Origin of the sequence: Billgrantia antri (assembly GCF_017868935.1) — a bacterium.
GTDB lineage: Bacteria > Pseudomonadota > Gammaproteobacteria > Pseudomonadales > Halomonadaceae > Halomonas > Halomonas antri.
In genome coordinates this window covers 3,416,950-3,441,841 of the sequence record NZ_CP053383.1, presented here as the reverse complement: position 1 = coordinate 3,441,841, position 24,892 = coordinate 3,416,950, and the positions used below count along the sequence as shown (strand labels likewise).

Annotated in this window: 19 protein-coding genes; 13 read left to right on the top strand and 6 right to left on the bottom strand. The window is 65.1% G+C overall.

Translation table 11 applies throughout. The features are described from left to right. Nucleotides 1–112: 112 nt before the first annotated feature. The 5 genes from rpoS (at nucleotide 113) to HNO53_RS15950 (ending at nucleotide 5,172) form a co-directional block, all read left to right on the top strand. The gene (gene rpoS, locus HNO53_RS15970) at nucleotides 113–1,099 is read left to right on the top strand and encodes an RNA polymerase sigma factor RpoS (protein WP_209473586.1); all 987 of its coding nucleotides are present in this window, start codon (nucleotides 113–115) and stop codon (nucleotides 1,097–1,099) included. A 114-nt stretch (nucleotides 1,100–1,213) separates the two neighbouring features. Then, nucleotides 1,214–2,671, top strand: a complete 1,458-nt coding sequence (locus tag HNO53_RS15965; RefSeq protein WP_209473585.1) for a TolC family outer membrane protein — start codon at nucleotides 1,214–1,216, stop codon at nucleotides 2,669–2,671. Between the two features lie 132 nt (nucleotides 2,672–2,803). Then, nucleotides 2,804–3,922 (top strand): alanine racemase, encoded by a 1,119-nt coding sequence (alr, locus tag HNO53_RS15960; protein ID WP_209473584.1) that lies wholly within the window; start codon nucleotides 2,804–2,806, stop codon nucleotides 3,920–3,922. A gap of 43 nt (nucleotides 3,923–3,965) precedes the next feature. Then, entirely contained in the window at nucleotides 3,966–4,880 is a 915-nt protein-coding gene (gene lpxL, locus HNO53_RS15955; RefSeq protein WP_209473583.1) for an LpxL/LpxP family Kdo(2)-lipid IV(A) lauroyl/palmitoleoyl acyltransferase, read from the top strand. Nucleotides 4,881–5,013: 133 nt separating this feature from the next. After that, complete coding sequence (locus tag HNO53_RS15950; protein ID WP_111413928.1) at nucleotides 5,014–5,172, top strand: DUF1328 domain-containing protein; 159 nt, start codon at nucleotides 5,014–5,016, stop codon at nucleotides 5,170–5,172. A gap of 116 nt (nucleotides 5,173–5,288) precedes the next feature. Here the strand turns inward: HNO53_RS15950 and ettA are convergent, their stop codons facing one another. The 4 genes from ettA to HNO53_RS15930 all read right to left on the bottom strand — a co-directional run bounded on the left by ettA (nucleotide 5,289) and on the right by HNO53_RS15930 (nucleotide 9,356). Further along, complete coding sequence (ettA, locus tag HNO53_RS15945) at nucleotides 5,289–6,950, bottom strand: energy-dependent translational throttle protein EttA (RefSeq protein ID WP_209473582.1); 1,662 nt, start codon at nucleotides 6,948–6,950, stop codon at nucleotides 5,289–5,291. Nucleotides 6,951–7,118: 168 nt separating this feature from the next. After that, nucleotides 7,119–7,334 (bottom strand): PA3496 family putative envelope integrity protein, encoded by a 216-nt coding sequence (locus HNO53_RS15940; protein WP_209473581.1) that lies wholly within the window; start codon nucleotides 7,332–7,334, stop codon nucleotides 7,119–7,121. Nucleotides 7,335–7,520: 186 nt separating this feature from the next. Further along, on the bottom strand, nucleotides 7,521–7,955 hold the full coding sequence (locus tag HNO53_RS15935; RefSeq protein ID WP_209473580.1) for a PAS domain-containing protein: 435 nt from the start codon (nucleotides 7,953–7,955) through the stop codon (nucleotides 7,521–7,523). Between the two features lie 87 nt (nucleotides 7,956–8,042). Beyond that, complete coding sequence (locus HNO53_RS15930) at nucleotides 8,043–9,356, bottom strand: MFS transporter (RefSeq protein ID WP_209473579.1); 1,314 nt, start codon at nucleotides 9,354–9,356, stop codon at nucleotides 8,043–8,045. Nucleotides 9,357–9,410: 54 nt separating this feature from the next. Here HNO53_RS15930 and HNO53_RS15925 point away from each other — a divergent pair, with 54 nt between their 5' ends. Together HNO53_RS15925 and HNO53_RS15920 are read left to right on the top strand one after the other, a co-directional pair. Beyond that, the gene (locus tag HNO53_RS15925; RefSeq protein ID WP_197448128.1) at nucleotides 9,411–9,680 is read left to right on the top strand and encodes an Rdx family protein; all 270 of its coding nucleotides are present in this window, start codon (nucleotides 9,411–9,413) and stop codon (nucleotides 9,678–9,680) included. Then, entirely contained in the window at nucleotides 9,677–10,603 is a 927-nt protein-coding gene (locus HNO53_RS15920) for a DMT family transporter (protein WP_240548997.1), read from the top strand. Before HNO53_RS15925 ends, HNO53_RS15920 begins: the two co-directional genes overlap by 4 nt. Nucleotides 10,604–10,645: 42 nt before the next feature. On the opposite strand, the gene HNO53_RS15915 is transcribed toward HNO53_RS15920, so the two are convergent. Next, nucleotides 10,646–11,359: an arylesterase gene (locus HNO53_RS15915; RefSeq protein ID WP_209473578.1), complete on the bottom strand. Its 714-nt coding sequence runs from the start codon at nucleotides 11,357–11,359 to the stop codon at nucleotides 10,646–10,648. On the opposite strand from HNO53_RS15915, the gene HNO53_RS15910 reads away from it, so the two are divergent. The 6 genes from HNO53_RS15910 (at nucleotide 11,358) to HNO53_RS15885 (ending at nucleotide 20,997) form a co-directional block, all read left to right on the top strand. Further along, the gene (locus tag HNO53_RS15910; protein WP_240548996.1) at nucleotides 11,358–12,113 is read left to right on the top strand and encodes an ABC transporter ATP-binding protein; all 756 of its coding nucleotides are present in this window, start codon (nucleotides 11,358–11,360) and stop codon (nucleotides 12,111–12,113) included. The genes HNO53_RS15915 and HNO53_RS15910 overlap by 2 nt on opposite strands. Then, complete coding sequence (locus HNO53_RS15905; RefSeq protein ID WP_209473577.1) at nucleotides 12,110–14,710, top strand: ABC transporter permease; 2,601 nt, start codon at nucleotides 12,110–12,112, stop codon at nucleotides 14,708–14,710. Before HNO53_RS15910 ends, HNO53_RS15905 begins: the two co-directional genes overlap by 4 nt. Before the next feature lie 154 nt (nucleotides 14,711–14,864). Beyond that, entirely contained in the window at nucleotides 14,865–16,280 is a 1,416-nt protein-coding gene (locus tag HNO53_RS15900) for a hypothetical protein (RefSeq protein ID WP_209473576.1), read from the top strand. A gap of 114 nt (nucleotides 16,281–16,394) precedes the next feature. Beyond that, entirely contained in the window at nucleotides 16,395–17,660 is a 1,266-nt protein-coding gene (gene glyA, locus HNO53_RS15895) for a serine hydroxymethyltransferase (RefSeq protein WP_209473575.1), read from the top strand. 242 nt (nucleotides 17,661–17,902) lie between these two features. Further along, complete coding sequence (locus tag HNO53_RS15890) at nucleotides 17,903–19,645, top strand: type I secretion system permease/ATPase (RefSeq protein ID WP_209473574.1); 1,743 nt, start codon at nucleotides 17,903–17,905, stop codon at nucleotides 19,643–19,645. Beyond that, complete coding sequence (locus HNO53_RS15885; protein ID WP_209473573.1) at nucleotides 19,642–20,997, top strand: HlyD family type I secretion periplasmic adaptor subunit; 1,356 nt, start codon at nucleotides 19,642–19,644, stop codon at nucleotides 20,995–20,997. The genes HNO53_RS15890 and HNO53_RS15885 overlap by 4 nt, the downstream gene beginning before the upstream one ends. 12 nt (nucleotides 20,998–21,009) lie before the next feature. On the opposite strand, the gene HNO53_RS15880 is transcribed toward HNO53_RS15885, so the two are convergent. Continuing rightward, on the bottom strand, nucleotides 21,010–24,858 hold the full coding sequence (locus HNO53_RS15880; protein WP_209473572.1) for an Ig-like domain-containing protein: 3,849 nt from the start codon (nucleotides 24,856–24,858) through the stop codon (nucleotides 21,010–21,012). Nucleotides 24,859–24,892: the final 34 nt, after the last annotated feature.

Genomic DNA, 24,892 nt, shown 5'->3' with positions numbered 1-24,892 from the left:
GGGCATGGGTGCCGATGGGCACCGTGAGGAGTCATAACAAATAGAACTCTGCGTGCTGTGAGCCATGCCAGAGCAACAGGCATTTCAGGACGAAACCACGGGGTAGCAACCGATGAGCATGCTTGAACGGGACCTTCAGGATGTTGATCTCGATGACGTCACCGAGGCCGACCAGGACCTCGAAACGGATTCGGACACTGCAACCAGTGACGATGACGCCGCCTTCGAGAAAGCGTTGAGTCGTGAAGACAAGCATTACCACCATAGCCTCGACGCCACCCAGATCTATCTCAACGAGATCGGTTTCTCGCCTCTGCTGACGCCCGAAGAGGAGGTCTACTACGGCCGCCTGGCGCAGAAGGGTGACCCGGCGGGCCGGGCGAGAATGATCGAGTCCAACCTGCGCCTGGTGGTGAAGATCGCCCGGCGCTATCTCAACCGCGGGCTGACCCTGCTCGACCTGATCGAGGAGGGAAATCTCGGCCTGATCCGTGCCGTGGAGAAATTCGACCCCGAGCGCGGTTTCCGCTTTTCCACTTACGCCACCTGGTGGATCCGCCAGACCATCGAGCGGGCGCTGATGAACCAGACCCGCACCATCCGTCTGCCGATCCACGTGGTGAAGGAGCTCAACATCTATCTGCGGGCAGCGCGCGAGCTGACCCAGAAGCTGGATCACGAGGCCACGCCGGAAGAGATCGCCGATCATCTCGACAAGCCGGTCGAGGCGGTGAAGAAGATGATGGGGCTCAACGAACGGGTCTCTTCGGTGGACTACCCCATGGGTGGCGATAGCGACAAGCCACTGATCGAGACCCTGGCCGACGACAATGAGCAGGGCCCCGAGTCGTCGCTGGTCGACGTCGACGTCAAGCAGCACGTCGACGAGTGGTTGGCGGAACTGACTGAGAAGCAGATGGAGGTAGTGGTACGCCGGTTCGGGCTGCGCGGCCACGAGGCGGCCACCCTGGAGGAGGTCGGCGACGAGATCGGCCTGACCCGGGAGCGGGTTCGCCAGATCCAGGTGGAGGCGCTCAAGAAGCTGCGCCGGGTACTCGAGAAGCAAGGGCTCTCGATGGACAACATCTTCAACGAGTAGGCCCTGCGACGAAGAAATGGCAGCCGACCCAAGGGTCGGCTGCATATTTTCTGCATGCTGATAGGATATCATTAGCCTCCTTACCATGCAGGGATGAAAAGGGGAAAAGAACACATGCTTCGCCCACCTTTCGCACGCCGCTTCCCACGGGGACTGGCCGCTGTCATCGGTTGCCTCATGATCGGTCAGGCACAGGCTGCCGATCTCTGGACCATCGCCCGGGATGCCTTGGCCAATGATGCCGAGCTGTCGTCCACCCAGGCGAGTTTCCGCGCCACCGAAGCCGCGCGGGACGTACAGCGCGGTGCGCTGCTTCCCCAGGTCTCGGTGGGTGGCAACGTGGCGCATACCCGCACTTACTCGAGCGCCACGGGCTCGGCGTTCGGGCAGGGTGGAGGGCAAGCGGCCATACCGGGGCTGGCCGAACAGGACGATAACGTCAACAGCGCGGGCCTTAACCTCGATGCCGAGCAGGCGCTGTACGACCCTAGCCGTCGTGCCCAGCTGGAGCGAGCCGAGCGCGAGATCGATCGCGATGCCCTGGGGGTCGACGCGGCAACCCAGCAGCTGCTGTTCGACGTGGCCGATGCCTACTTCGAGATCCTTCGGGCTCACGATGTCCTGAGCGCACGGCGTGCCCAGGAGACTGCCATCGAGCGTCAGCTGGAGCAGGCGCAGGAGCGCTTCGAGGTGGGGCTGATTGCAATCACCGATGTTCACGAGGCGCAGGCCACCTATGACTTGGCGCGCGCCCAGCGCCTCGCGGCGGAAGGGGCCATGCAGGTCAGCTTCGAGGCCCTGGAGCGCCTGACCGGACATCGCTACGACAGCATCGAAGCGCTGGAGAACGAGGTGCCGATTGCGCCTCCCGAGCCGGCGGATCGTGAGGAGTGGGTGGCGCTGGCCCTGGCCAACAATCCCCTCGTGCTGGCGGCAGAGGCCGGTATCGAGGTAGCGCGCAGCAATGTCGACATCGCCAGGGCCGGTCAGCAGCCGGTGGTGTCGGCCTTCGCCAACTACGGTTGGTCGGACAGCGATCGCACGGGCACGAATCATCAGTCGGAAAGCCAGGTCGGCCTGCGTGCCAGTCTGCCGCTCTACACCGGCGGCTCGACCCAGGCACAGATTCGCCAGAACGGCTTCCTGCTGGAGGCCAGCCAGTACGATTTCGAGGCACAGCGGCGTGACACCATACAGCAGGTGCGCTCCCTGTTTACCCGCGTCAATAACGATGTCGAAACCGTCGAGGCCCGTCGCCAGGCGATCGTTTCCAATCAGAGCGCGCTGGAAGCGACGCGTTCGGGATATGAAGTGGGGACGCGCAACATCGTCGACGTTCTCAACGCCGAGCAGAACTTGTTCAACGCTATTGCCGAACATGCCGAAGCGCGCTACGACTACATTCTTGGGCTGCTGCAGCTTCAGCAGCAGGCGGGGCTGCTCGGGCCGGACTCGATCCAGGCCGTCAATGCCTGGCTCTCCGAGGAGGAGCGTGTTCTGCTGGATCTGCCCGACGAGGCCAACCCCGATCCCGTCATGAACATTGGCGAGCGGCCCCAGGCGCCTTCCTGATGATTTGCTGAATATAGAGTTGATTTGAGTTTCTTATATCGAAAACCACCGATAAGTCGGTGGTTTTCTTCGTGTAATAGCGAGGAGTTTGAAACATAATTTTGCGCTATTTCGCCAAGTGGAGAGAATGTCATGGCCAGGCCCTTGCTCGCCGAGATCGATCTCGGCGCCCTGCGTCACAACTATTCGCTGGCGCGTGAATTGGCCGGTGACAGCCGGGCGGTGGCCGTGATCAAGGCCGACGCCTACGGTCATGGTGCCGTCGCTTGTGCCGCTGCGCTGGAGTCTCTACCTGCCGAGCGGCGGCCGCCGGCCTTCGCCGTCGCCTGCCTGGAAGAGGCGGAAGCCCTGCGCGAAGGAGGCATCGAGTCACCGATCGTATTGCTCGAAGGCATTTTCGAGCCGCACGAGCTGGCTCGCGTCGAGGCGCTGGGGCTGTGGATGGCGGTCCATAGCGAGTGGCAGGTGAGCGCGCTGCTGGCCTACCGACCGGCCAAGCCCATTCCCGTTTGGCTCAAGGTCGATTCCGGCATGCATCGGCTGGGCTTTCCTCCTGACCAGGCGGCGGCAGTCTGGGAGCGCCTGGCCGCCGCGCCGACGTGTGCCACTGGCCTATTGTTGATGAGTCACTTTGCCACGGCCGATGCCGTTGACTCAAAGTACTTCCAGCGTCAGCTCGACTGCATGCAGGCCCTGGCGAGGCGACTCGATGCGCCGCTGTGCCTGGCCAATTCCCCGGCGACCCTGGTATGGCCAGAAGCGCATGGTGCATGGGTTCGCCCAGGGGTGATGCTATATGGCAGCGATCCCCTCGAGCGGGCCAACGAGGCGAGCCACCGACTCGAGCCGGTGATGACCCTGCGCTCCGAGATCATCGCCGTGCGCGACCTGGCGGCAGGCGAGCCGGTGGGCTATGCGGGTCGCTGGCAGGCGTCTCGGCCGTCGCGCATCGGGGTGGTGGCCTGCGGCTACGGTGACGGCTATGATCGGCATGCCGCGGACGGTACGCCGGTGCTGGTGGCGGGGCAACGAACGGCGATCGCCGGCAAGGTCTCGATGGACATGCTGACGGTCGACCTCACTGATATCCCCGAGGCTGACATCGGCACCGAAGTGGTGCTGTGGGGCAGGTCTCGTCATGGAGCGGTGCTCACCGTCGACGAGGTCGCAAGGCATTGCGACACCATCAGCTACACGCTGCTAACCGGCATCCTGCCACGAGTTCCCAGACGCTATACGCCGCCTGCCTGAGGGTGGGCGATCGCTGCCCGAATTAGACCGAACGGAATTCTGCATGTCCAAGCGAAACTGGCCCGCCTCCTTCGCCCACCCCCGGTTCTGGCCAGCATGGCTGGCCATCGGCAGCATGTGGCTGGGGGCCTGGCTGCCATGGCGCGTGAAGCTCGCCCTCGGACGCGGTATCGGGCTGCTGGCCTGGCGCTTGATCCCGCGTCGTCGTCACATCGTCGAGACCAACCTGCGCTTGTGCTTTCCCGAGCTGAATGCGGCTCAGCGCGCCCGGCTGGTGAAGGAAACCTTCGCCGCCAACGGCATCGGCCTGCTCGAGACCGCCACCGCCTGGTGTCGCGATCCCCGCCACCTACGCCATCGAGTCGCCAGCAAGAACGGCCACTACCTGGCCCAGGCCCAGGCGCAAGGCAAGGGGGTGCTCATCATCGGTATCCACTTCTCGACCCTCGACCTCGGCGGCGCCTTCCACTCGCTCTTCTTTCCTGCCGACGTGGTCTATCGGCCCCACAACAACCCGCTATTCGACCGTTTCATGACCCGGGCGCGCAGCCGCATCTTCGGTGAGGCGATCGACCGTCACGATCTGCGCGGCGTGGTGCGGCGGATCAAGGCGGGCCACAGCGTCTGGTATTCGCCCGACCAGGATTTCGGTCGTGACGCCAGCGTGTTCGCTCCATTTTTCGGCGTCGATGCGGCCTCGATCCGCCTCACGGCCAAGATCGCGCGCATGACGGGGGCTCCGGTGGTACCGCTGATGTTCCATCGCAATCCTGATGACCGCACTTACACCATCGAGTGGCGGCCACCGCTGGAGGACTTTCCCAGTGGAGACGAGGTAGCCGATGCCGCACGTGTCAACGCCTTCATCGAGGAGGCGATACGCAAGCATCCGGAGCAGTATCTATGGCTGCACCGTCGCTTCAAGACTCGTCCGCGGGGCGAGCCGGGCTTATACTGAGGTCGGTTGAGCGGGATTGAGTTACAACGACTCACCGATGGTAACTTGACGCTTCCCCGGGCTCACGCAAGGCTTAAGAGGACCATGGACGCGGTGCCGAAGGATGGCGCCTGGATGAACCAAGGAGGTTCCTATGCTCGGTAATGCCATGCTGTTCCTGATCATTGCGATCATCGCCGGGGTGCTGGGTTTTTCCGGTATCGCCGGGGCGGCCACCACCATCGCGCAGATCTTGTTCTTTCTTTTTATCGTGCTGTTCATCGTCTCGCTGGTCACCGGCCGACGCCCTTGACGCGACGAGGCGAGAGGTACGAACTGCGCTGACGATCCTGCAGCGACCCATGAATCCGTAACGAGAGAGGCCTCGCCAGAGTGGCGAGGCCTCGTCGCTTGACCCGATAGCAGCGGTCAGGCGTCGATACGCTTGTACTTCATGCGATGCGGCGTATCGCTACCGACCCGCTTACGGTGATCCGCCTCGTAATCGGTGTAGTTGCCCTCGAAGAACACCACCTGGGAATCGCCCTCGAAGGCGAGGATATGGGTGGCGATACGGTCGAGGAACCAACGATCGTGGGAGATCACCAGGGCACAGCCGGGGAAGGCCAGGAGGGCCTCTTCCAGCGCGCGCAGCGTCTCGATGTCCAGGTCGTTCGACGGCTCGTCGAGCAGCAGCACGTTGGCGCCCTGCTTGAGGGTCTGGGCCAGTTGCAGGCGACCGCGCTCACCGCCGGAGAGGTCGCGCAGGAACTTCTGCTGGTCGTTGCCCTTGAAGTTGAAGCGACCGACGTAGGCACGCGAGGAGACCTCGTAGCCGTTGATGTTGAGGATGTCCTGACCGTCGGAGACTGCTTCCCACACCGTCTGCTTATCTTCCAGCGCATCGCGCAGCTGCTCGACGTAGGCGATGTCGACGGTCTCGCCGATCACCACCTCGCCGCTGTCCGGCTGCTCTTTCCCGGTGATGAGCTTGAACAGGGTCGACTTGCCGGCGCCGTTGCCACCAATGATGCCGACGATGGCGCCCTTGGGCACGTTGAAGGAGAGATCCTCGTAGAGCAGCTTGTCCTCGAAGCGCTTGGACACACCGTGAAACTCGATGACCTTGTCGCCCAGGCGCGGGCCGGGCGGAATGTAGATCTCGTTGGTCTCGTTGCGCTTCTGGAAATCGCCGGATTGCATCTCCTCGAAGCGGTTGAGGCGTGCCTTGCTCTTGGCCTGGCGGCCCTTGGCGTTGGAGCGTACCCACTCCAGTTCGTGCTTGATCGCCTTCTGCCGTGAGGCCTCCTGCTTGGCCTCCTGCTCCAGGCGCTTCTCCTTCGATTCCAGCCACTGCGAGTAGTTGCCTTCGAAGGGGATACCATGGCCACGATCGAGTTCGAGGATCCAGCCGGCCACGTTGTCGAGGAAGTAGCGGTCGTGGGTGATGGCGACCACGGTGCCGCTGTAGTCGTGCAGGAAGCGCTCGAGCCAGGCCACCGATTCGGCGTCCAGGTGGTTGGTGGGCTCGTCGAGTAGCAGCATGTCGGGGTTGGAGAGCAGCAGGCGACACAGCGCCACGCGGCGGCGCTCGCCCCCGGACAGGTTGCCTACCCGGGCTTCCCACGGCGGCAGGCGCAGCGCTTCGGCGGCCACTTCGAGCTTGCGCTCGAGATTGTGGGCGTCGGCGGCCTCGATGATGTTCTCCAGGCGCGCCTGCTCGGCGGCCAGGGCGTCGAAGTCGGCGTCCGGCTCGGCATAGGCGGCATAGACGGCGTCGAGCTTGGTTTGTGCCTCCTTGATCTCGCCCAGCGCCTCTTCCACGGTCTCACGCACGTTCTTCTCGTCGTCGAGCTGGGGTTCCTGAGGCAGATAGCCGATGTTGATACCCGGCATGGGGCGCGCCTCGCCCTCGTGCTCCTTGTCGACGCCGGCCATGATGCGCAGCAGCGTCGACTTGCCGGCGCCGTTGAGGCCCAGCACGCCGATCTTGGCACCCGGGAAGAAGGATAGCGAGATATCCTTGAGGATCTGCTTCTTGGGCGGAACGACCTTGCCCACCCGATTCATGGTGAAGACGTATTGCGCCATGGAATTCCACTGGAGTTGAGGGTTTCAGTGGCCCCGATGATAGTGGCCGGGCGGGGCAAAGGCCAGTGCTGCCGTGCTTGACGCCACATGTGGCGCGGCATGGCGTGCTGTGAGGATTGACATACTGAACGAGGCATCCGTGGATGCCTCGTGCCGGGGGAGTGCTGCCTACTCTTCCTCTTCCTCTTCGCCGATCAGCATCCAGTCGTCTTCGATGGCACGCTGCAGGCGTCGCTCTTCCAGCAGGGCCTCGACGCGGCGTCGTGCGCGCAGGGTGTCGGCGCGGCTGGAGGCGCGGGGGCGTACGTACTCGTCGTCGTTTACCGCTTCGAGGAAGTCCTGGTCGTCGTCGTGAGTGTCGCTGACAAGGGGTTCATGGCTCATGCGAAAATCCTCCCATGGCCCAGTGTCGACCGCTCGGCGATCGACGTATCGCACATTCGCTTCGCGTCCGAAGCGACGGACCTGAAGCGCCATCGGCGCCAATGGCTGGCACCTGACGGCTATATATCTCCGCTAGGCCTCGAGAGCAACCCCTCCGCGATGTTTTTTTTGCCGTGTCCGGCCTTGTCAGGGCAGCCCATGCTCGGCCTTGAGCCGCTCCAGCTCCATCTGGGCCTCGATGCGCTCGGTGACGTCCTTTTGCACACCGATGTAATAGGTCAGGTTGTCGTCGGCATCGAAGACGGGGGTAATCGACAGCTCGTTCCAGAACATCGTGCCGTCCTTGCGGTAGTTGCGCAGGATTTCGCGGCACGGGCGCCCCTCGCTCAGGGCCTTGCGGATAGTGGCCAGCGCTGGCTGGTCGCGATCGTCGCCCTGCAGGAAGCGGCAGTCCTGATAGAGGATCTCGTCGGTGCTGTAGCCGGTGAGTCGCTCGAAGCCCTGGTTGACGTAGATGAGGATGTTCTCGTCACCTTCCTGCTCGGCGACCACGATACCGTCTTCCGAGGCATCGACGATGCGTTCGAGCAGTTCCGGGCTGATCAATGGGGCGCGTTTCATTCAAGCATTCCTGGCTGAGACGTGGCGGTAACACAACGTGACTATGCTACATCATGGCTAGCCTGCGCCACGTTGACAACGCAGGGGCTACTCAACTTCCGGCATGCGTGCGGCCGAGACGGCAGCGGCCAGGCCCATGGCGGCCAGGACCACCAGCAGCCAGTCGGTGCCGAGCCATTGCGCCAGCAGTCCGGTCGCACCGCCGACCAGCAGCATGATCACTCCGGTCAGGGTGTTAGAGAGTGCCACATAGAGGGCGCGCCTAGCGTGACCCGCCATGTCGACCAGATAGGTCTTGCGCCCCAGACGCACGCCGGCGTGGACGATGACGAGCAGAGCATAGACGCTGGCATAGGGCCACACCGTTTGCGTCCACTCGCCCGGCAGCCAGGCGATACCGGCACCGAGCAGGCAGCAGGCTGCGGCCCCCAGGCCGGTGTCGCGCAGCACGGTACGGCTCGAGGCGTCGGCGCGTTTGCCCCACAACGGGTTGGCCAGCATGCCCGCCACCCCCGACACCACGATGAGCACACCCAGGCCGCCCAGCTCGGTGCCACTCTGCTGCTGGCCGAGCAGGGCGACGTAGGGTAGCGACAAGGCGCTGGCCAGCAGCAGCGAGCGCGACAGATTGAAGTGCAGGAAGTCGCGATCGTCACGCAGCAGGCGCAGCCCCAGCTTGATGCTGCTCCAGGCGTTCTCGCCCCCCTCCACGGCGCCGGGCTCCTCCTTGATGCTTGCCGCACATGCCGCGTTGAGTAGCCAGCCCAGTGCGGCAATGCCCAGCAGGGCTGCGAGGGCCAGCTCGCCAGGACGATCCTGGAACAGCATCAGGGTGCCGCCGGCAACCAGCGTCATGGCACCGGCGACGCTGCCGCTCCAGCCCATCAGGTTGCCGCGCCGACCCTTGGCGATGGTCTTGCCCAACACGTCCTTGGTGGCGATGGAGGAGAGCCCGCGGGCCAGCGACAGAACGATCAGCGTGGCCAGCACCAGGGTACCGCCGAGCCCGCCTTGTCCATACAGCGCGAGCAGCGCGAGAATCGCGGCGGCCAGTGCCTGGACGACCCCGCCGACCACCCAGGCCCACTTGCGCTGCGGCTTGAGGCGAATCAAGCCGGCGACGAACAGCTGCGGCAGCAGCGCGCCCGACTCTCGAATCGGTACCAGCAGACCAATCATCCATAGCGGAGCGCCGATTACGCCGAGCAGCCAAGGCAGCACCAACCTGGCGCTGGAGAGTTCGTCGGCCAGCTTGTTGCCCAAGGCGGCGGACAGATGAAGAAAAAAGTTATGCGGCTGCTCGCGACAGGCTGCGTCGGGGATGTCCTGGCACATGCGGCTGTCGTCGTCGCCCGTCAACCACTCGTAGAGACGCGACTGGCTGATCTCGCGTTCGGCCATTCAGGCTCCTTGGCTGCTATCATCACCACTCCATTGTTGCGACAGGGTGTCCGCATGTCACGCATCCGCATTCACTACTGCACCCAATGCCAGTGGCTGCTGCGCAGCGCCTGGCTGGCCCAGGAGCTGCTTTCCACCTTCGGCGAGGAGCTGGAAGAGGTCGCGCTGGTGCCATCCCATGGGGGCTACTTCGAAATCTTCTACGACGATGAATCGCTGTGGGAGCGCAAGCGCGACGGCGGCTTCCCCGACAGCAAGCAGCTCAAGCAGCGCGTGCGCGACCGGCTCGATCCCGAGCGGGACCTGGGACACATTGACCGATGAAGATGGCAGCGACGAGCACGGAGGTATCGAGCCAGGATCGCCAGGCCATGCTCTTTGGGTTGGGCGCTGTGGCGCTATGGTCGACCGTGGCCACTGCCTTCAAGGTGGCCCTGGTCGACATGTCGCCGCTGGAATTGATGTGGCTGGCGTCGCTGGTGTCGTGGCTGTTGATGGGCGCACTGGTGGTTCGCCAGGGCCTGCTCGGCGAGGCATTGCGTAAAGGCTGGCGCACCGCGGCCTGGGCCGGCCTGATGAACCCGGTAGCCTACTACCTGGTGCTGTTCGGTGCCTACGACCGCCTGCCGGGCCAGGAAGCCATGGCGCTCAACTACACCTGGGCCCTTGCCATGGCCTTTCTCGCGGTGCCTATCCTGGGGCAGCGGCTCACCCGCATCGATGTGCTGGCGGGGCTGGTCGCCTACTCGGGCGTATGGGTGATAGCCACGCGGGGACAGGTGCTGAACGTAGACTTTGCCGACCCCTTGGGGGTAGGGCTGGCGCTGGCTTCCACCCTGCTGTGGGCACTCTACTGGCTGCTCAACGTGCGCGACGCCCGCCCGCCATTGGTCGCCCAGTGGCAGAACTTCGGCGTCGGCCTGCCGGTACTCACCTTGTTGATGCTGCTGGGTCCCGGCTTTGCCTGGCACGGCTGGGCGACCTTGGGCGCCGGGGTGTATGTCGGCCTGTTCGAGATGGGTATCGCCTTCGTGCTGTGGCAACTGGCCGTGCATCGTGTGTCGCGCACGGCCAAGGTCTCGAACCTGATCTTCCTGTCGCCGCCGGTGTCGCTGCTGCTGCTCCACCTGGTGGTGGGCGAGCCGATCCTCGTCTCCACCCTGGTCGGACTGGTGCTGATCCTCGGCGGGCTCGGCCTGCAGCAGTGGCAGAAGGCGCCGGTGACTGCGGCTCAGGAGAGCAGCTGATGCTCGAAAAGAGTTGAACTCATTCCTCTGGCACTGGTGGTGTCATTCCCGATCCGCTTCGGCCAGCTCCACTCCATTGCCTTCCAGCAGCGGCGCCAGTTCCGGCCACACGTTGTCGAGAATGATCGGCTGGGCGTCGCTGGTGGGGTGAATGCCGTCGTCCTGCATCATGCCCTCCTCGAGCGCTACCCCTTCGAGCAGGAAGGGCACCAGCGGTGTATTGTAGTTATCGGCCAGGCGGGCGAATACGTCGGTGAAGGCGCGGCGGTAGGCCGGCCCGTAGTTGGGCGGAATGTCGATGCCGAGCAGCAGGACTTCTGCTCCGGCGCTCTGGCTGGCCTCGATCATGCCGGCCAGGTTGGCCTCCAGTTGGCTCGGCGGCAGGCCGCGCAGGCCGTCGTTGCCGCCCAGCTCTAGCAGAACGATGTCGGGGTCGTGCTGTCCGATTAGCTCGGGGAGACGGCTCGCACCGCCACTGCTGGTCTCGCCGCTGATGCTGGCATTGACCACCCGTGCGTGTCCGTCGAGCCGCTCTTCCAGCAGGCGGACCCAGCCTGTTTCCCGTTCGATGCCATAGGCGGTACTCAGGCTGTCGCCCATGACCAGCACGATTGGCCGCTCTGCAGCCAGGGCCGCCGAGGCCGCCAGCATCAAGGCGAGCAGTATGACGCAGGCTGAGCCAGCGAAGCTTAATCGCCGCTGGGCTTGCCTGGCTCGGCACACTCCGTTCACACCAATGGGGAAACCTTTCACCATGTCCGACTCCTCGACTCGAGATGCTGTAGCACCCGCCACGACGTCCGGCTCAAGGCGTGATGCCACACCGATTCTACATGCTCGGCAGCTGAGCAAGCAGGTCGTGAGCGGAGAGCGGCGGCTCACCATTCTGAGTGGCTTGACGCTCGAAGTGTTCCCCGGCGAGAGCGTGGCGATCCTCGGGCAGAGCGGGGCGGGCAAATCGACCCTGCTGGGGTTGCTGGCGGGGCTCGACGAACCGAGTGGCGGCGAGCTCGAGCTGTTTGGCGAGACATTGGGTCAGCTCGACGAGGACGGTCGTGCCCGGCTGCGCGCCGGCCGGGTCGGTTTCGTGTTCCAGAACTTCCAGCTGCTGCCGACCCTTACGGCACTCGAGAACGTGCTGCTTCCTCTGGAGCTTTCGCCGCTACCCGATGCCGCGGCGCGGGCGCGCGACTGGCTGGCTCGTGTTGGGCTCGGCGAACGCCTGGATCATTTGCCCAAGCAGCTTTCCGGCGGCGAACAGCAGCGCGTGGCGCTGGCGCGGGCCTTCGTCACCGGCGCCGAACTTGTCTTTGCCGACGAGCCTACCGGCAACCTGGACCAGGCCACCGGGGGGCGCATCATCGAGCTGCTGTTCCAGCTCAATCGCGAGGCCGGCACCACCCTGGTACTGGTGACTCACGATCACGCCCTGGCGGCGCGCTGCGATCGCTGCCTGCGCCTGGAGGAGGGGCGGCTGGTCGAGCTCGTGCGCGACGAGGTGGGCGCATGAGCCGGACGCCGAACCGCTCAGCCGGTACCAACCTGCTGCGGCTCTCCGCCCGCGGATTGCTGCGCGACCTGCGTGCCAGCGACGTGCGTGCGCTGTTCGTCTCCCTGGCCCTCGCGGTGGCTGCCTCGACCATGATCGGCTTCTTCCTCGATCGTCTGGACCGGGGCTTGACCCGCCAGGCTGGGCAGCTGCTCGGGGGCGATCTGGTGCTGGAGCAGGGGCGTCCCTTCGATGACGAGCTACGTCGCACCCTGGAGGAAGCTGGCATGACGCTGAGCGACCAGGTCGACATGGTGACCATGGTCAGTCTCGGTGACGCCTTCCAGCCGGCCAGCCTCAAGGTGATCGATAGCATCTATCCCCACTACGGCCAGATCTACGTCGACCGCGGCGAGGGCATCGAGACCCTGGCCCACGGACCCGCTCCCGGCGAAGCCTGGTTGGCGCCGCGCCTGGCGCTGCTGATCGAGGCCGAGCTGGGCGATCGCATCCAGGTCGGCGAAGGCGAGCTGACGGTGACCGGCCTGGTCGAGCGCGAGCCGGATCAGTCCGCCGGCTTCGCCAATTTCAACCCGCGTCTGATGATGCATCTCGATGATCTAGACGCCACCAACCTGGTACAACCCGGGGCGCGGGTGGAGTTCGAGCTGCTTGCTGCCGGCCCACCCCAGGCGCTGGAGCAACTGGGTCCGCTGATCGAGCGGCTGCGCCGTGAAGGGGTCGATGTGCGCGATGTCAGGCGCGACCGCCCGGGGCTTGGCAACGCTTTGGAACGCGCCGAGAAGTACCTCAGCTTGGCCGGGCTCGCCGCCGTGCTGCTGGCCGGTGTGGCGGTGGCCATGGCAACGCGGCGCTACGTCGAGCGACATCTAGACACCGCGGCGCTGTTGCGCTGCTTCGGTGCCTCCCAGCGCGACCTGACCTGGCTGTTTGCCCTGCAGCTGCTGTGGCTGGCCTTGGCGGCGTCGTTTCTGGGTGCACTGCTGGGCCTGGCAGGTCAGGCCGCGCTGCTGGCTCTGCTGACGGCGTTCCTGCCGCTCAGCCTACCGCCGCCGGGCTGGCTGCCGCTGTGGCTCGGCATATTGACGGCGCTGGCGGTGCTGGTCGGCTTCGCCGGGCCGACGCTGCTGAGGCTCAAGCGTGTCAGCGCGCTCAAGGTGCTGCGTCGCGAGCTCGATCCGCTGCCGGCCTCGGCCTGGCTGGTCGTGCTGGTGGCCAGCTTGGTCTTCGGCGGCCTGCTGTGGCTCTATTCAGGCGATATCGACCTGGCGGCCTCGTTGCTGGTCGGCGGCCTGGTCATGCTGGTAGTGCTGTGGGGCCTGGGGGCGTTGCTGCTCGGCCTGGTGCTGCGCCTCGCGTCTCGCCTGCCGCAGGGGCGCAGTAGCAGCGAGCTGTCCCAGGCCGTGCGCCTGGGAGGGCGTCAGCTGGCCAGGAGACGTAGCGCCAGCCTGGGCCAGCTGCTCGCCTTTGCGGTGACCTTCTTCGCCATGGCGATGATTGCCCTGGTGCGCGGGGATCTGCTTACCACCTGGCAGGCCCAGCTCCCCGAGGACACGCCCAACTACTTTGCCATCAACATCCAGCCCGGCGAGCGTGAGGCATTCATCGACGCCCTCGACGCCAATGCCGACGACCGCACGGCGCTCTATCCCATGGTGCGCGGACGCCTCACTGCGATCAACGGCGAGCCGGCACGCGAAGCGGTGCCGGTGGAATCCCGCGGTGACGGCTCGCTGCGCCGTGAACTCAACCTCACCTGGCAGGCCGAACTGCCGGAGGGCAACCGGGTGGTGGCCGGCCGCTGGTTCGATGACCTGGAGAGCGCACAGGCAGGGACTGGCTGGCTCGGAGCAGTGGATGCCGAGCCCCGGGAGGTCACGGTGCCGATCTCGCTCGAGGACGGCTTGGCCGAACGCCTGGGGCTGGCTCTCGGCGACCAGATGACCTTCACCATCGGCAGTGAGGAGGTGGTCGGCGAGGTGACGAGTCTGCGCAACCTGGACTGGGACAGTTTCCGCCCCAATTTCTTCGTCATCTTCCCACCCGGGGTGCTGGAGCGCTTCGGCCACAGTTTCATCACCGCCTTCCACCTCGAGGCGGGGCAGGGCGAGACACTGCGCCGACTGGTGCAGGGCTTCCCGGGCGTATCGCTGCTCAACATCGACGCTATCCTGGCCCAGGTACGCGACGTGGTGACCCAGGTCACCCGAGCGGTGGAGCTGGTGCTGGCCTTCGTGCTGCTGGCCGGGGTGAGTGTGCTCTACGCGGCACTGACCGTGAGCCGTCCGGCGCGCGCGCATGAGAGCGGCCTGCTGCGGGTGTTCGGCGCCGGCGGTGGCCTGATCTCCCGCGTGCAGGGGGCCGAGTTCGCCCTTCTCGGCCTGGCCAGCGGCCTGATGGGCGCACTGCTGGCCGAGCTGGCCGTTGCCGGCATCTACGTGGCCTGGCTCGATCTGGCTCCGCGGCTGCATCCGTGGCTGTGGTTGGTGCTGCCGCTGGGCGGCGCGCTGCTGATCGGAGCCATCGGCCACGCCTTGTCGCGTGGACTGCGCCGGGAGGCGCCGGCGGCCAGTCTCGGTCTGCTGGGGGAGGCCTGACCTGACCGGCGGCGCTGGCCAATGCGTTGAACCGGCATTGGCTAGCGACTTGCACGAGGCCACAACTGCACTACCGATAAGGTTACACTGTGTAAGCGTGGCGCTGGCTGACATCGCCACTCCGGTTTCTATGCATTCACAGGAGGTGATGTTCATGCAAGCCTTTAACTCCTCGGTGACTCGCCTGGGCCAGTTGCTGACCTGCGTGGCGCTCATGGGCGGCAGTACTACCGTAGCCGCCGATGCAGAGCGGCTCGAGGCCGACCTGCGGGCGCTGTTCGGCGCAGGCGGCAACCTCTCGCTGGGCGAGGTTTCGAGCGGGATGCTGCGATCCCGTGTGACCGCCGAGGAGATCGTCTTCGAGGCCGAGGAGGGCGAGCGTCTGGTGATCGATCGCTATATCGTCAGCGGCGACTACGACGCCCCCGACGAGGTGACGCTGGAAGGATTGCGCATCGAGGACAGCCTCACCGAGCTGACGCTGATGAGTGCGGAGCGAATCGTGCTGGGAGAGCCTTCGCACGCGGTCTTCCCGCTGCATGCGGAACTGGCTCCCGATGAGGTACGTCTCGGCAGCCTGGCCATCGACGGCATCGTGCTCGAACTGGCCTCGGAGTTGGGCGAGGAACTCTTCTTCGACACGCCCTTGCAGGACGGCCAAGGACGCATGACCATCGATCGGGTGCGCGGCGAATCGCTGACCCACGACGCCATCGGCATGCTCGAGATCACCGGCGTGGCGGGGGCGGCGGAAAATCTGGACGAGATTGGCTCGGGCTCCTTCACCCTGGCCTCGCTGCGTCTCGAGGAACTGACCGGGCTCGATACCGAAGGTGAAGAAACGCTGGCGTCGTTGCTGCTGCGCGATCTCGACGTCGATGCCAGCGAACTGGTCGGCAGCCTGGCCATGCTCGACGTCGATGGTGATTTCAATGATGGCAAGGGCGGCATGCGCCTCGAGGGGCTTCAGCTCGATCTGGCGCGCATGATCGAGCTGGCGCCCGAAGAGGAGCGTACCCAGCTGCGCATGGTTAGCAACGTGCTGACCGACGGCAGCGGCGAACTACGGCTCGACGCCGCCCTTCTCGGTAGTTGGCAGGAGAAGGGCGAGCACAGCGTGCTGGTCAGCGATAGCCAGATCGTTGTTCAGGACGCGTTGCGTCTGCTGTTCGACGTCAATCTGCCGGTGCGACTGCCGGCCGGGGTGACGCCGGCCGATGCTTTCGCCGACCCCGACTGGCTGGAGCGTGCGACCTTGCTGGGGGGAGACATGCGGCTGAGCCTCACCGACGCGGGCTTGTTTGCTCGTCTGGCAACCCTGGGTGCAGCCATGGAAGGGATGACCGAGGCACAGTACGTCGAGCAGGCGCGCACCCAGGCCCAGGGGCTCGGCATGATGTTCGGCCCGGAGGCGCAAGCGGTCTTGCTGGGGCTGGTCGAACTGCTGGAGGGTTCCGCCGAGGAGTTGGAAGTTCGCTTAAACCTGCCCGCCGAGAGCAGCGTGGCCAGCTACCAAACCGATCCGCTGGGGGTGGTCGACAAGCTCAACGTCAAGTTCGAGACCCGCTAAACCCAGCATGAGAAATACTGCACACACTCATGACGGCCTTTCATGTGAAAGCCATCATGGCCTGGGGTATCATGGCGCATCCCGATTCTCCCCGTGATGCGAGGTTTCCCGCCGATGTTCAGCCGTGACATGACGATTGCCGGTTTCGATGACGCCCTGTTCGATGCGATGCAGAAAGAGCTCGCCCGTCAGGAAGCACACATCGAGCTGATCGCCTCCGAGAACTACGCCAGCCCCCGGGTGATGGAGGCCCAGGGCAGCCAGTTGACCAACAAGTATGCGGAAGGCTACCCCGGCAAGCGCTACTACGGCGGCTGCGAGTACGTCGACATCGTCGAGCAGCTGGCCATCGACTATGCCAAGCAGCTGTTCGGTGCCTCCTACGCCAACGTTCAGCCCCACTCCGGCTCCCAGGCCAACGGTGCCGTATTCCAGGCGCTGGTCAAGCCGGGCGACACCGTGTTGGGCATGAGCCTCGACGCGGGTGGTCACCTGACTCACGGCGCCAAGCCCAACTTCTCCGGCAAGCACTACAATGCCGTGCAGTACGGCATCGACGACACGGGGCGCATCGACTACGAGGAAGTGGCGCGTCTGGCCCGCGAACATCAGCCCAAGATGATCATCGCCGGCTTCTCTGCCTACTCTCAGGTCATCGACTGGGCGAAGTTCCGCGAGATCGCCGATGACGTGGGAGCGTACCTGCTGGTCGACATGGCCCACATTGCCGGCCTGGTGGCCGCCGGTATCTACCCGAGCCCGCTTCCCCATGCCCACGTGGTGACCACTACCACCCACAAGACCCTGCGCGGCCCGCGCGGTGGCCTGATTCTCTCTGCCGAAGACGATGCCGAGATCGAGAAGAAGCTGCAGTCCGCTGTCTTCCCCGGCATCCAGGGCGGCCCGCTCGAGCACGTCATCGCCGCCAAGGCAGTGTGCTTCAAGGAGGCCATGGCGCCCGAGTTCAAGGCCTACCAGCAGCAGGTGGTTAAGAACGCCCAGACCATGGCCGGGGTGTTCATCGAGCGCGGCTACGACGTGGTTTCCGGTGGCACCGAAGACCACCTGTTCCTGCTCTCGCTGATCAAGCAGGGCTTGACCGGCAAGGATGCAGATGCCGCCCTGGGTCGCGCTCACATCACCGTCAACAAGAACGCCGTGCCCGGCGACCCGCAGAGCCCGTTCGTCACCTCCGGCCTGCGCATCGGCACCCCGGCGGTAACCACCCGCGGCTTCGGCGAGGGCGAGTGCCGCGAACTGGCCGGCTGGATCTGCGACATCCTCGACGCCATGGCCAAGGGTGACGATAGCGCCTCCATCGAAGCCGAGGTGAAGGGCAAGGTCGAGGCCGTCTGCGCCCGCTTCCCGGTCTATCGCTGAATCCGGCGGTAACGCATCCCGACGCCTCGTGCCGGTGACGGCACGAGGCGTCGTCGTTTTTGAGGTAGGCGGTCCGATGCCTCGGTTGCTCAGCCTAAAGGCTTAGCGTCATCAACCTTTTAGGTTCATTTTCCTGCACGCTTGGTGGTGACGTGCGCGTGGCGTGCTACCGTGATTGAAACGGTATGTATCTTTTTTGTAATGAAGGTTGGGTTGGCGTCTTCTTCATTCGGTGACCCGCAATGGTCCGGATACCTCAAGCCTCGGAGCTTCACCATGCCCTGCATTCCTGTCGGGGTTCCTTTGCCTCGGTGGGGCTCTTCAGCCTCTTCGTCAACCTGCTGATGCTGGTGCCGGCCATCTACATGCTGCAGGTATACGACCGCGTGTTGACTACCCTGAGCGGCGAGACCCTCCTGATGCTCACCTTGGTGGTGGTTTTCCTGTTCCTCATCATGGGTCTGCTCGAGCTGGTGCGTTCGCGCATCTTGGTGCGTATCGGCAATCGCCTGGACCTTCAGCTCAGCGGGAGGTTGTGCCAGGCCATGTTTCGGCACAGCCTGCTGACGGGCAGCCGGCAGTCGGCTCAGCCGCTCACCGACCTGGCTACCCTGCGCCAGTTCCTTGCCGGCAACGGGCTGCTGGTCTTCTTCGATGCCCCTTGGGTACCGGTCTACCTGGCAGTGCTCTTTCTCTTCCATCCATGGCTTGGCCTGTTCGCCACGCTGTCCGGCCTGGTATTGCTGACGCTGACCGCAGTGGGGGAGAAGCTGACCCAGCCGCTGCTGAGCGGGGCTGCCATCGAACAGATCAAGGCGAACGAACTGGTCGACGCCAACCTGCGCAACGCCGAGGCGCTGCATGCCATGGGCATGCTGCCGGGCATTCTGGCGCGCTGGTCGCAGCGGCACCGGCGCTACCTGGCGGGGCAGTCCCGGGCCAGCGATCGCGGCGAGGCGCTGGCCAGCAGTGCACGGGTGCTGCGCCTGCTGGCCCAATCCCTGATCCTGGGACTGGGCGCCTGGCTGGTGCTGCGCGAAGAACTGACACCGGGGATGATGATCGCCGGCTCCATCGTCATGGGGCGAGCGCTGGCCCCTATCGACCGTATGATCGGTACTTGGAGGGGCTTCATTTCCGCTCGTGGCGCCTACCGCCGTCTCGAGGAGTTGCTGCTCAGGGTACCGATGGAGCCCGAGCGGATGCCCTTGCCACGGCCAAGCGGCCGGCTGCGCCTGGAGGGCGTGACCGCAAGCGTGCCGGGAGGCCGAGTTGCGGTGCTGAGCAACATCCACTTCGAGCTGGGACCCGGCGAGCACCTCGGCATCATCGGGCCGAGTGCCGCCGGCAAATCCTCCCTGGCTCGGGTCATGCTGGGCATCTGGCCCGTGTCGGCGGGTACGGTGCGACTCGACGGAGCCGATATAGCAAGCTGGCAGCGTGACGCCTTGGGCCCGTGCATTGGCTACCTGCCCCAGGACATCGAGCTGTTCGATGGCACCATTGCCGAGAACATCGCCCGCTTCGGCGAGGTCGATTCGATCCGGGTCGTGGCAGCGGCGCGCAAGGCGGGCGTCCACGAGATGATCCTGGCCCTCCCCGATGGCTACGACACCCTCATCGCTTCCGGCAGCGGCCTCTCAGGGGGGCAGCGTCAGCGCCTTGCCTTGGCGCGCGCACTCTATGGAGACCCCGTGCTGGTGGTGTTGGACGAGCCGAATGCCAACCTCGACGACCGTGGAGAGAAGGCCCTGGCGGCGGCGATGTCGGCGCTCAAGCAGGAGGGCGTCACCCTGTGCGTGATCAGCCATCGCATCAGCGTGCTGAAGGGAATGGACCGGCTGCTGCTGTTGCGCGATGGTGAGATGCAGCGCTTCGGCCGGCGTGAAGAGGTAATGGCAAGCCTGACAATCAAGCCGGTGCCCAGTGCGGCCGCCGAGGCGCAGCCGCGCCAGGCGGCGCCACCCGTGGAGAGGCGAAGATGACGACGGCACGAGACGACCAGCCATACGGGGGGACAGGCTCGGCGCCGGCATTGGCCCCACCGCACGTTCCCCTCGACGAGAGACGCTATCACCGCCTTGGCCTGTTGGTGCTGCTGCTGGGGTTGGGGGGCTTCGGTGGCTGGGCCTTTACCGCGGAACTCTCGGTATCGGTGGTGGCGCCGGGGTACGTGGCGGCGGAGTCTTATCGGCGCACGGTTCAGCATCTCGAAGGCGGTATCGTGCGGGAGATTCTGGTGGAGGATGGCGACAGCGTGACGGCAGGCCAGCCCCTGGTCGTGCTCGACGACACCCAGGCGCGCAGCCAATTGCAGATCATGCGCTCTCAATACCTCATTCACCGGGCCACGGAACTGCGTCTGCTGGCCGAGCAGCAAGGAAATGCAACGCTGTCGATTCCCGAAGAACTTGCAACGAGCGACCTGCCGAGGGTTCAAGAGGTGCTGGCCCTGCAACAGGCACTGTTCGTCGCGCGGCGGGAATCCCATCGCGGTGCCCTGAACGCCTTGGACGAGCAGGTCATACAACTAAGACGACAGATCGAAGGGCTGGAGGAGACGGTAAGGCTGGGAGAGCGTCACCTAGCCTCGCTAAGCGCCGAGGAGAACGATTTGCGCGGGCTCTATGCCAGGGGACTCGTCGATAACCTGCGCCTGCGGGAGGTCGAGCGCGACTTGCTGCAACTCGAAGGCGAGGTGGCCGGCCGGCGTGCCGAGATCGGTCGGTTGGGCTCCCAACTGAGCGAGAACCGCATGCTGCGCGAGGTTCGAATTCAGGAATTTCATAAAGAAGTGGGCGAGCAGCTGCGCGACGTCCAGGCGCGGGTATCGGAAGCCGAGGAGCGCATCATCTCGCTGTCGGATCAGGTTCTGCGAACCACGGTAAGGGCACCCGTGGCCGGTACGGTGGTGGAACGCCGCGTGCATTCCAATGGCGACGTGGTGCGTCCGGGCGATTCGCTGCTCGACCTGGTACCGGCAGGCGATGGCTTCATCATCGAAGCGCGCGTGCCCGGACGCGATGTCGACCGACTGTACCCGGGGCAAGCGGCCGAGATCCGCTTTACCGCCTTCAACCAGCGCCAGACCTATTCGAGCCTGGCTGAAGTGGTCTATGTCAGTGCCGACAGCCAGGTCGACGAGGCGACCGATGCGCGGTTCTATCGCGTTCGGCTGAAAGTGTCCGACACGGGGCGACAGGCCTTGGACAGCCACATGCAGCTGCTGGCGGGGATGCCGGCGGAAGTCATGATCCGCACCGGTGAGCGTACCTTCGCCAGCTATCTGCTCAAGCCGCTCACCGACATGTTTGCCCGGGCGGTGCGCGAGGCATGACGAGCTCGGTGCTCAGGCGAGGAAGATGTCGTCGTCTAGCTGGAAGTCGTTGTACCAGATCTCCTTGGCCTCGGCGTTGCGGGCGAACAGAAAGAACTTGTCGCCGGTAGCTTCTCCGACGGCATGTGTGGGGGTCTGCGGGTCGATCATGTTCTCGTCGCTGCTGCCGCTGGTCAGGATTCGCGTACCGGGGGAGGCGGTGTCGAAAGATAGCTCGGCGACCTGCGAGACCTTGAAGTGAATATCACCATACGGGCTAACGGCGTTCTCCTGGTAGAAGACATAGATGAAGTCATTGTCTTCGTCATAGGCCAGGGTCGGCCGGCTGGCCTTGTGGGAGGCGGCATGCACCAGTACCGGCTCCTCCCAGGCGCCGGGCAGGCCCTTGACCAACCAGATCGCATCCGTGTCGTCTTTCATGGTCATGACGAGGGTGCTGCCGGTCCATACCACGGCGAGATGATCGTCCAGGGGCACGCGGTCGGTGATCTGCTCTATGGTCCAGCCGTCGGCGTAGTCACTCGGCGTCGCGGAGGTTGGCTGGGAGGCGAACTTCCAGGCGTTCGCGGTGCTGTCGCCGTAGACGAGACCGACATGGTCGACGCCGTTCAACTGGAAGGACACGAAGTCGACCTTGTTGTCGCCGTTACTGGCCGAGACGGTGGTGGGGCCATCATCGATGTCCACCACGCTCCAGGCCGAGAGGTCGCTCGAGGTCGGGTAGGCCAGCTTCAAGCCCTGTTCGCCGCCCGCTTCAGAGGGGCCGATAATGGCCACCAGCGGATTGCCGTTCTGATCCATTCCCAGCGCCATGTCGGGATTGCGCTGCCATTCCACCCCCGGCAGCTTGCCGCCCGAACCGGCTAGCTTGATCTCAGCTGACACGGCGAACGACTCGGCCTGGGTGTCGTATGTCATGGCGTAGAGATGCGGCGTCGATTCGGTGGGTCCGAAATTGAGCACGTACAGCGTATCGGTCGCGTCATTCCAGGCGATGTCGGCTCGGCGGCCGCTGGTCATCATGGTCGGGCTCGCTATCGACCACCCGCCCATCGTGCCTGGTTCGGGTAGGGTGCCGTCGAAGCGATACACGTGCCAGCCGCTTTGCTCCGGTAGCACGGCCCACCAGGTACCGGCATGGAAGAAACTCTTGTTGGCATTGGTGTGCTCGAAATTGCGTCGGTGGTCGGTGCCGAATTCGGTCGCAATATAAGAGGTTTCCAGCGGAATAGGCGGGGGCATGCCGGATTCGACGGAAACGATGACCGTGGCCGAATCGCTCTGGAGACTTCCGTCCGAGGCGCGATAGGTGAAGCTGTCGCTGCCGATGAACCCTTGGTTCGGCGAGTAGGTGAGGGTGCCGCTGGGGTTCAGCGTGACGCTGCCGTTGGCCGGTTGGGTGAAGCTGCCCACCGTCAGCGGATCCCCGTCCGGGTCGCTGTCGTTGGCCAGCACGGCGATCTCGACCGCCTCTTCCTCCGTGGTCGTGGCGCTGTCGTCGTTGGCCACTGGCGGATTATTGTCGGGTTCGCTGCCGTCGGTGGTGTACTCGACGATCAGCCGCGGTGGCGTACTGCCCTCCGCCGAATGGAAGTCCCAGCCGTTGGGGCCCGTCGGCAGGAACGCCCAGCCGTAGTTGGGCGTGCCGTCGGCCCAGGCCTGCAGGCTGGCGGTGACGTCGAGCCGGGTAGTGCCGGCGGGCACGAAGCCGGTGGTCAGGTCGGCGCTGGCATGGGCTTCGACGCCGTCGGCCTGGAGGCCATCGGTGAAGGTGTTCCAGGTATCGGTATCGTTCCACGGCATCAGCATGCGGTGCAGCCGGGCGCCGTCACCCTTGCCGGTGGTGTTGAGCTCCAGGGTGGCGGAGACGATGGTGGCGCCCAGCGGGATCTGCCCGGATCCGCTGCCGAATATCTGCTCGAAGCGCAGTAGCGTCTGTACCGCGTTGCCCTTGTCGTCGCTGTCGACGTTGAGCGTGGCGACCCCGGCCCGGCTGGTGGCCTTGGAGCCGCCGTGGAGATAGGTGTCGACGACCCCCGCATAGCCGTCGAGGCCCTGCTGGAACTGCAGCGTGCCGGATGCTGGCGGTGGTTCGTCTTCCTCGACCGTGACGGTTACGGTGGCGGGATCATCACTGACCAGCTCGCCGTCCGAGGCGTGATAGGTGAAAGTGTCGCTCCCAACGAAGCCTTGGTTCGGCGTGTAGATGAGGTTGCCGTTGTCGTTCTGGGTGACGCTGCCGTTGGTCGGCTGGGTAAAGCTGCCCACCGCCAGCGGATCGCCGTCCGGGTCGCTGTCGTTGGCCAGCACGGCGATCTCGACGGCCGAGTCCTTGGTGGTCGTGGCGCTGTCGTCGTTGGCCACCGGCGGGTTATTGCCGGGCTCGCTGCCGTCGGTGGTGTACTCGACGATCAGCCGCGGTGGCGTACTGCCCTCCGCCGAGTGGAAGTCCCAGCCGTTGGGGCCCGTCGGCAGGAACGCCCAGCCGTAGTTGGGCGTGCCGTCGGCCCAGGCCTGCAGGCTGGCGGTGACGTCGAGCCGGGTAGTGCCGGCGGGCACGAAGCCGGTGGTCAGGTCGGCGCTGGCATGGGCTTCGACGCCGTCGGCCTGGAGGCCATCGGTGAAGGTGCTCCAGGTATCGGTATCGTTCCACGACATCAGCATGCGGTGCAGCCGGGCGCCGTCACCCTTGCCGGTGGTGTTGAGCTCCAGGGTGGCGGAGACGATGGTGGCGCCCAGCGGGATCTGCCCGGATCCGCTGCCGAATATCTGCTCGAAGCGCAGTAGCGTCTGCACCGCGTTGCCCTTGTCGTCGCTGTCGACGTTGAGCGTGGCGACCCCGGCCCGGCTGGTGGCCTTGGAGCCGCCGTGGAGATAGGTATCGACGACACCCGCATAGCCGTCGAGGCCCTGCTGGAACTGCAGCGTGCCGGATGCTGGCGGTGGTTCGTCTTCCTCGACCGTGACGGTTACGGTGGCGGGATCATCACTGACCAGCTCGCCGTCCGAGGCGTGATAGGTGAAAGTGTCGCTCCCAACGAAGCCTTGGTTCGGCGTGTAGATGAGGTTGCCGTTGTCATTCTGGATGACGCTGCCGTTGGTCGGCTGGGTAAAGCTGCCCACCGCCAGCGGATCGCCGTCCGGGTCGCTGTCGTTGGCCAGCACGGCGATCTCGACGGCCGAGTCCTTGGTGGTCGTGGCGCTGTCGTCGTTGGCCACCGGCGGGTTATTGCCGGGCTCGCTGCCGTCGGTGGTGTACTCGACGATCAGCCGCGGTGGCGTACTGCCCTCCGCCGAGTGGAAGTCCCAGCCGTTGGGGCCCGTCGGCAGGAACGCCCAGCCGTAGTTGGGCGTGCCGTCGGCCCAGGCCTGCAGGCTGGCGGTGACGTCGAGCCGGGTAGTGCCGGCGGGCACGAAGCCGGTGGTCAGGTCGGCGCTGGCATGGGCTTCGACGCCGTCGGCCTGGAGGCCATCGGTGAAGGTGTTCCAGGTATCGGTATCGTTCCACGGCATCAGCATGCGGTGCAGCCGGGCGCCGTCACCCTTGCCGGTGGTGTTGAGCTCCAGGGTGGCGGAGACGATGGTGGCGCCCAGCGGGATCTGCCCGGATCCGCTGCCGAATATCTGCTCGAAGCGCAGTAGCGTCTGTACCGCGTTGCCCTTGTCGTCGCTGTCGACGTTGAGCGTGGCGACCCCGGCCCGGCTGGTGGCCTTGGAGCCCCCGTGGAGATAGGTATCGACGACCCCCGCATAGCCGTCGACACCCTGCTGGAACTGGACGGTGGTGGCTGTCTCCGCCTCCTCCACGTTGTCGGACGTGACCAGACCGTCCTGCTCTTCCGGTTGTTCCGTTGAGCTCATGGTCAGCCCTCCCATGGAACACGTGGGCATTTGT

Excerpts from the sequence above, each read along its gene's own strand:
- rpoS (WP_209473586.1), top strand. The coding sequence starts at position 113 with ATGAGCATGCTTGAACGGGACCTTCAGGATGTTGATCTCGATGACGTC.
- HNO53_RS15965 (WP_209473585.1), top strand. The coding sequence starts at position 1,214 with ATGCTTCGCCCACCTTTCGCACGCCGCTTCCCACGGGGACTGGCCGCT.
- alr (WP_209473584.1), top strand. The coding sequence starts at position 2,804 with ATGGCCAGGCCCTTGCTCGCCGAGATCGATCTCGGCGCCCTGCGTCAC.
- lpxL (WP_209473583.1), top strand. The coding sequence starts at position 3,966 with ATGTCCAAGCGAAACTGGCCCGCCTCCTTCGCCCACCCCCGGTTCTGG.
- HNO53_RS15950 (WP_111413928.1), top strand. The coding sequence starts at position 5,014 with ATGCTCGGTAATGCCATGCTGTTCCTGATCATTGCGATCATCGCCGGG.
- ettA (WP_209473582.1), bottom strand. The coding sequence starts at position 6,950 with ATGGCGCAATACGTCTTCACCATGAATCGGGTGGGCAAGGTCGTTCCG.
- HNO53_RS15940 (WP_209473581.1), bottom strand. The coding sequence starts at position 7,334 with ATGAGCCATGAACCCCTTGTCAGCGACACTCACGACGACGACCAGGAC.
- HNO53_RS15935 (WP_209473580.1), bottom strand. The coding sequence starts at position 7,955 with ATGAAACGCGCCCCATTGATCAGCCCGGAACTGCTCGAACGCATCGTC.
- HNO53_RS15930 (WP_209473579.1), bottom strand. The coding sequence starts at position 9,356 with ATGGCCGAACGCGAGATCAGCCAGTCGCGTCTCTACGAGTGGTTGACG.
- HNO53_RS15925 (WP_197448128.1), top strand. The coding sequence starts at position 9,411 with ATGTCACGCATCCGCATTCACTACTGCACCCAATGCCAGTGGCTGCTG.
- HNO53_RS15920 (WP_240548997.1), top strand. The coding sequence starts at position 9,677 with ATGAAGATGGCAGCGACGAGCACGGAGGTATCGAGCCAGGATCGCCAG.
- HNO53_RS15910 (WP_240548996.1), top strand. The coding sequence starts at position 11,358 with ATGTCCGACTCCTCGACTCGAGATGCTGTAGCACCCGCCACGACGTCC.
- HNO53_RS15915 (WP_209473578.1), bottom strand. The coding sequence starts at position 11,359 with ATGGTGAAAGGTTTCCCCATTGGTGTGAACGGAGTGTGCCGAGCCAGG.
- HNO53_RS15905 (WP_209473577.1), top strand. The coding sequence starts at position 12,110 with ATGAGCCGGACGCCGAACCGCTCAGCCGGTACCAACCTGCTGCGGCTC.
- HNO53_RS15900 (WP_209473576.1), top strand. The coding sequence starts at position 14,865 with ATGCAAGCCTTTAACTCCTCGGTGACTCGCCTGGGCCAGTTGCTGACC.
- glyA (WP_209473575.1), top strand. The coding sequence starts at position 16,395 with ATGTTCAGCCGTGACATGACGATTGCCGGTTTCGATGACGCCCTGTTC.
- HNO53_RS15890 (WP_209473574.1), top strand. The coding sequence starts at position 17,903 with ATGGTCCGGATACCTCAAGCCTCGGAGCTTCACCATGCCCTGCATTCC.
- HNO53_RS15885 (WP_209473573.1), top strand. The coding sequence starts at position 19,642 with ATGACGACGGCACGAGACGACCAGCCATACGGGGGGACAGGCTCGGCG.
- HNO53_RS15880 (WP_209473572.1), bottom strand. The coding sequence starts at position 24,858 with ATGAGCTCAACGGAACAACCGGAAGAGCAGGACGGTCTGGTCACGTCC.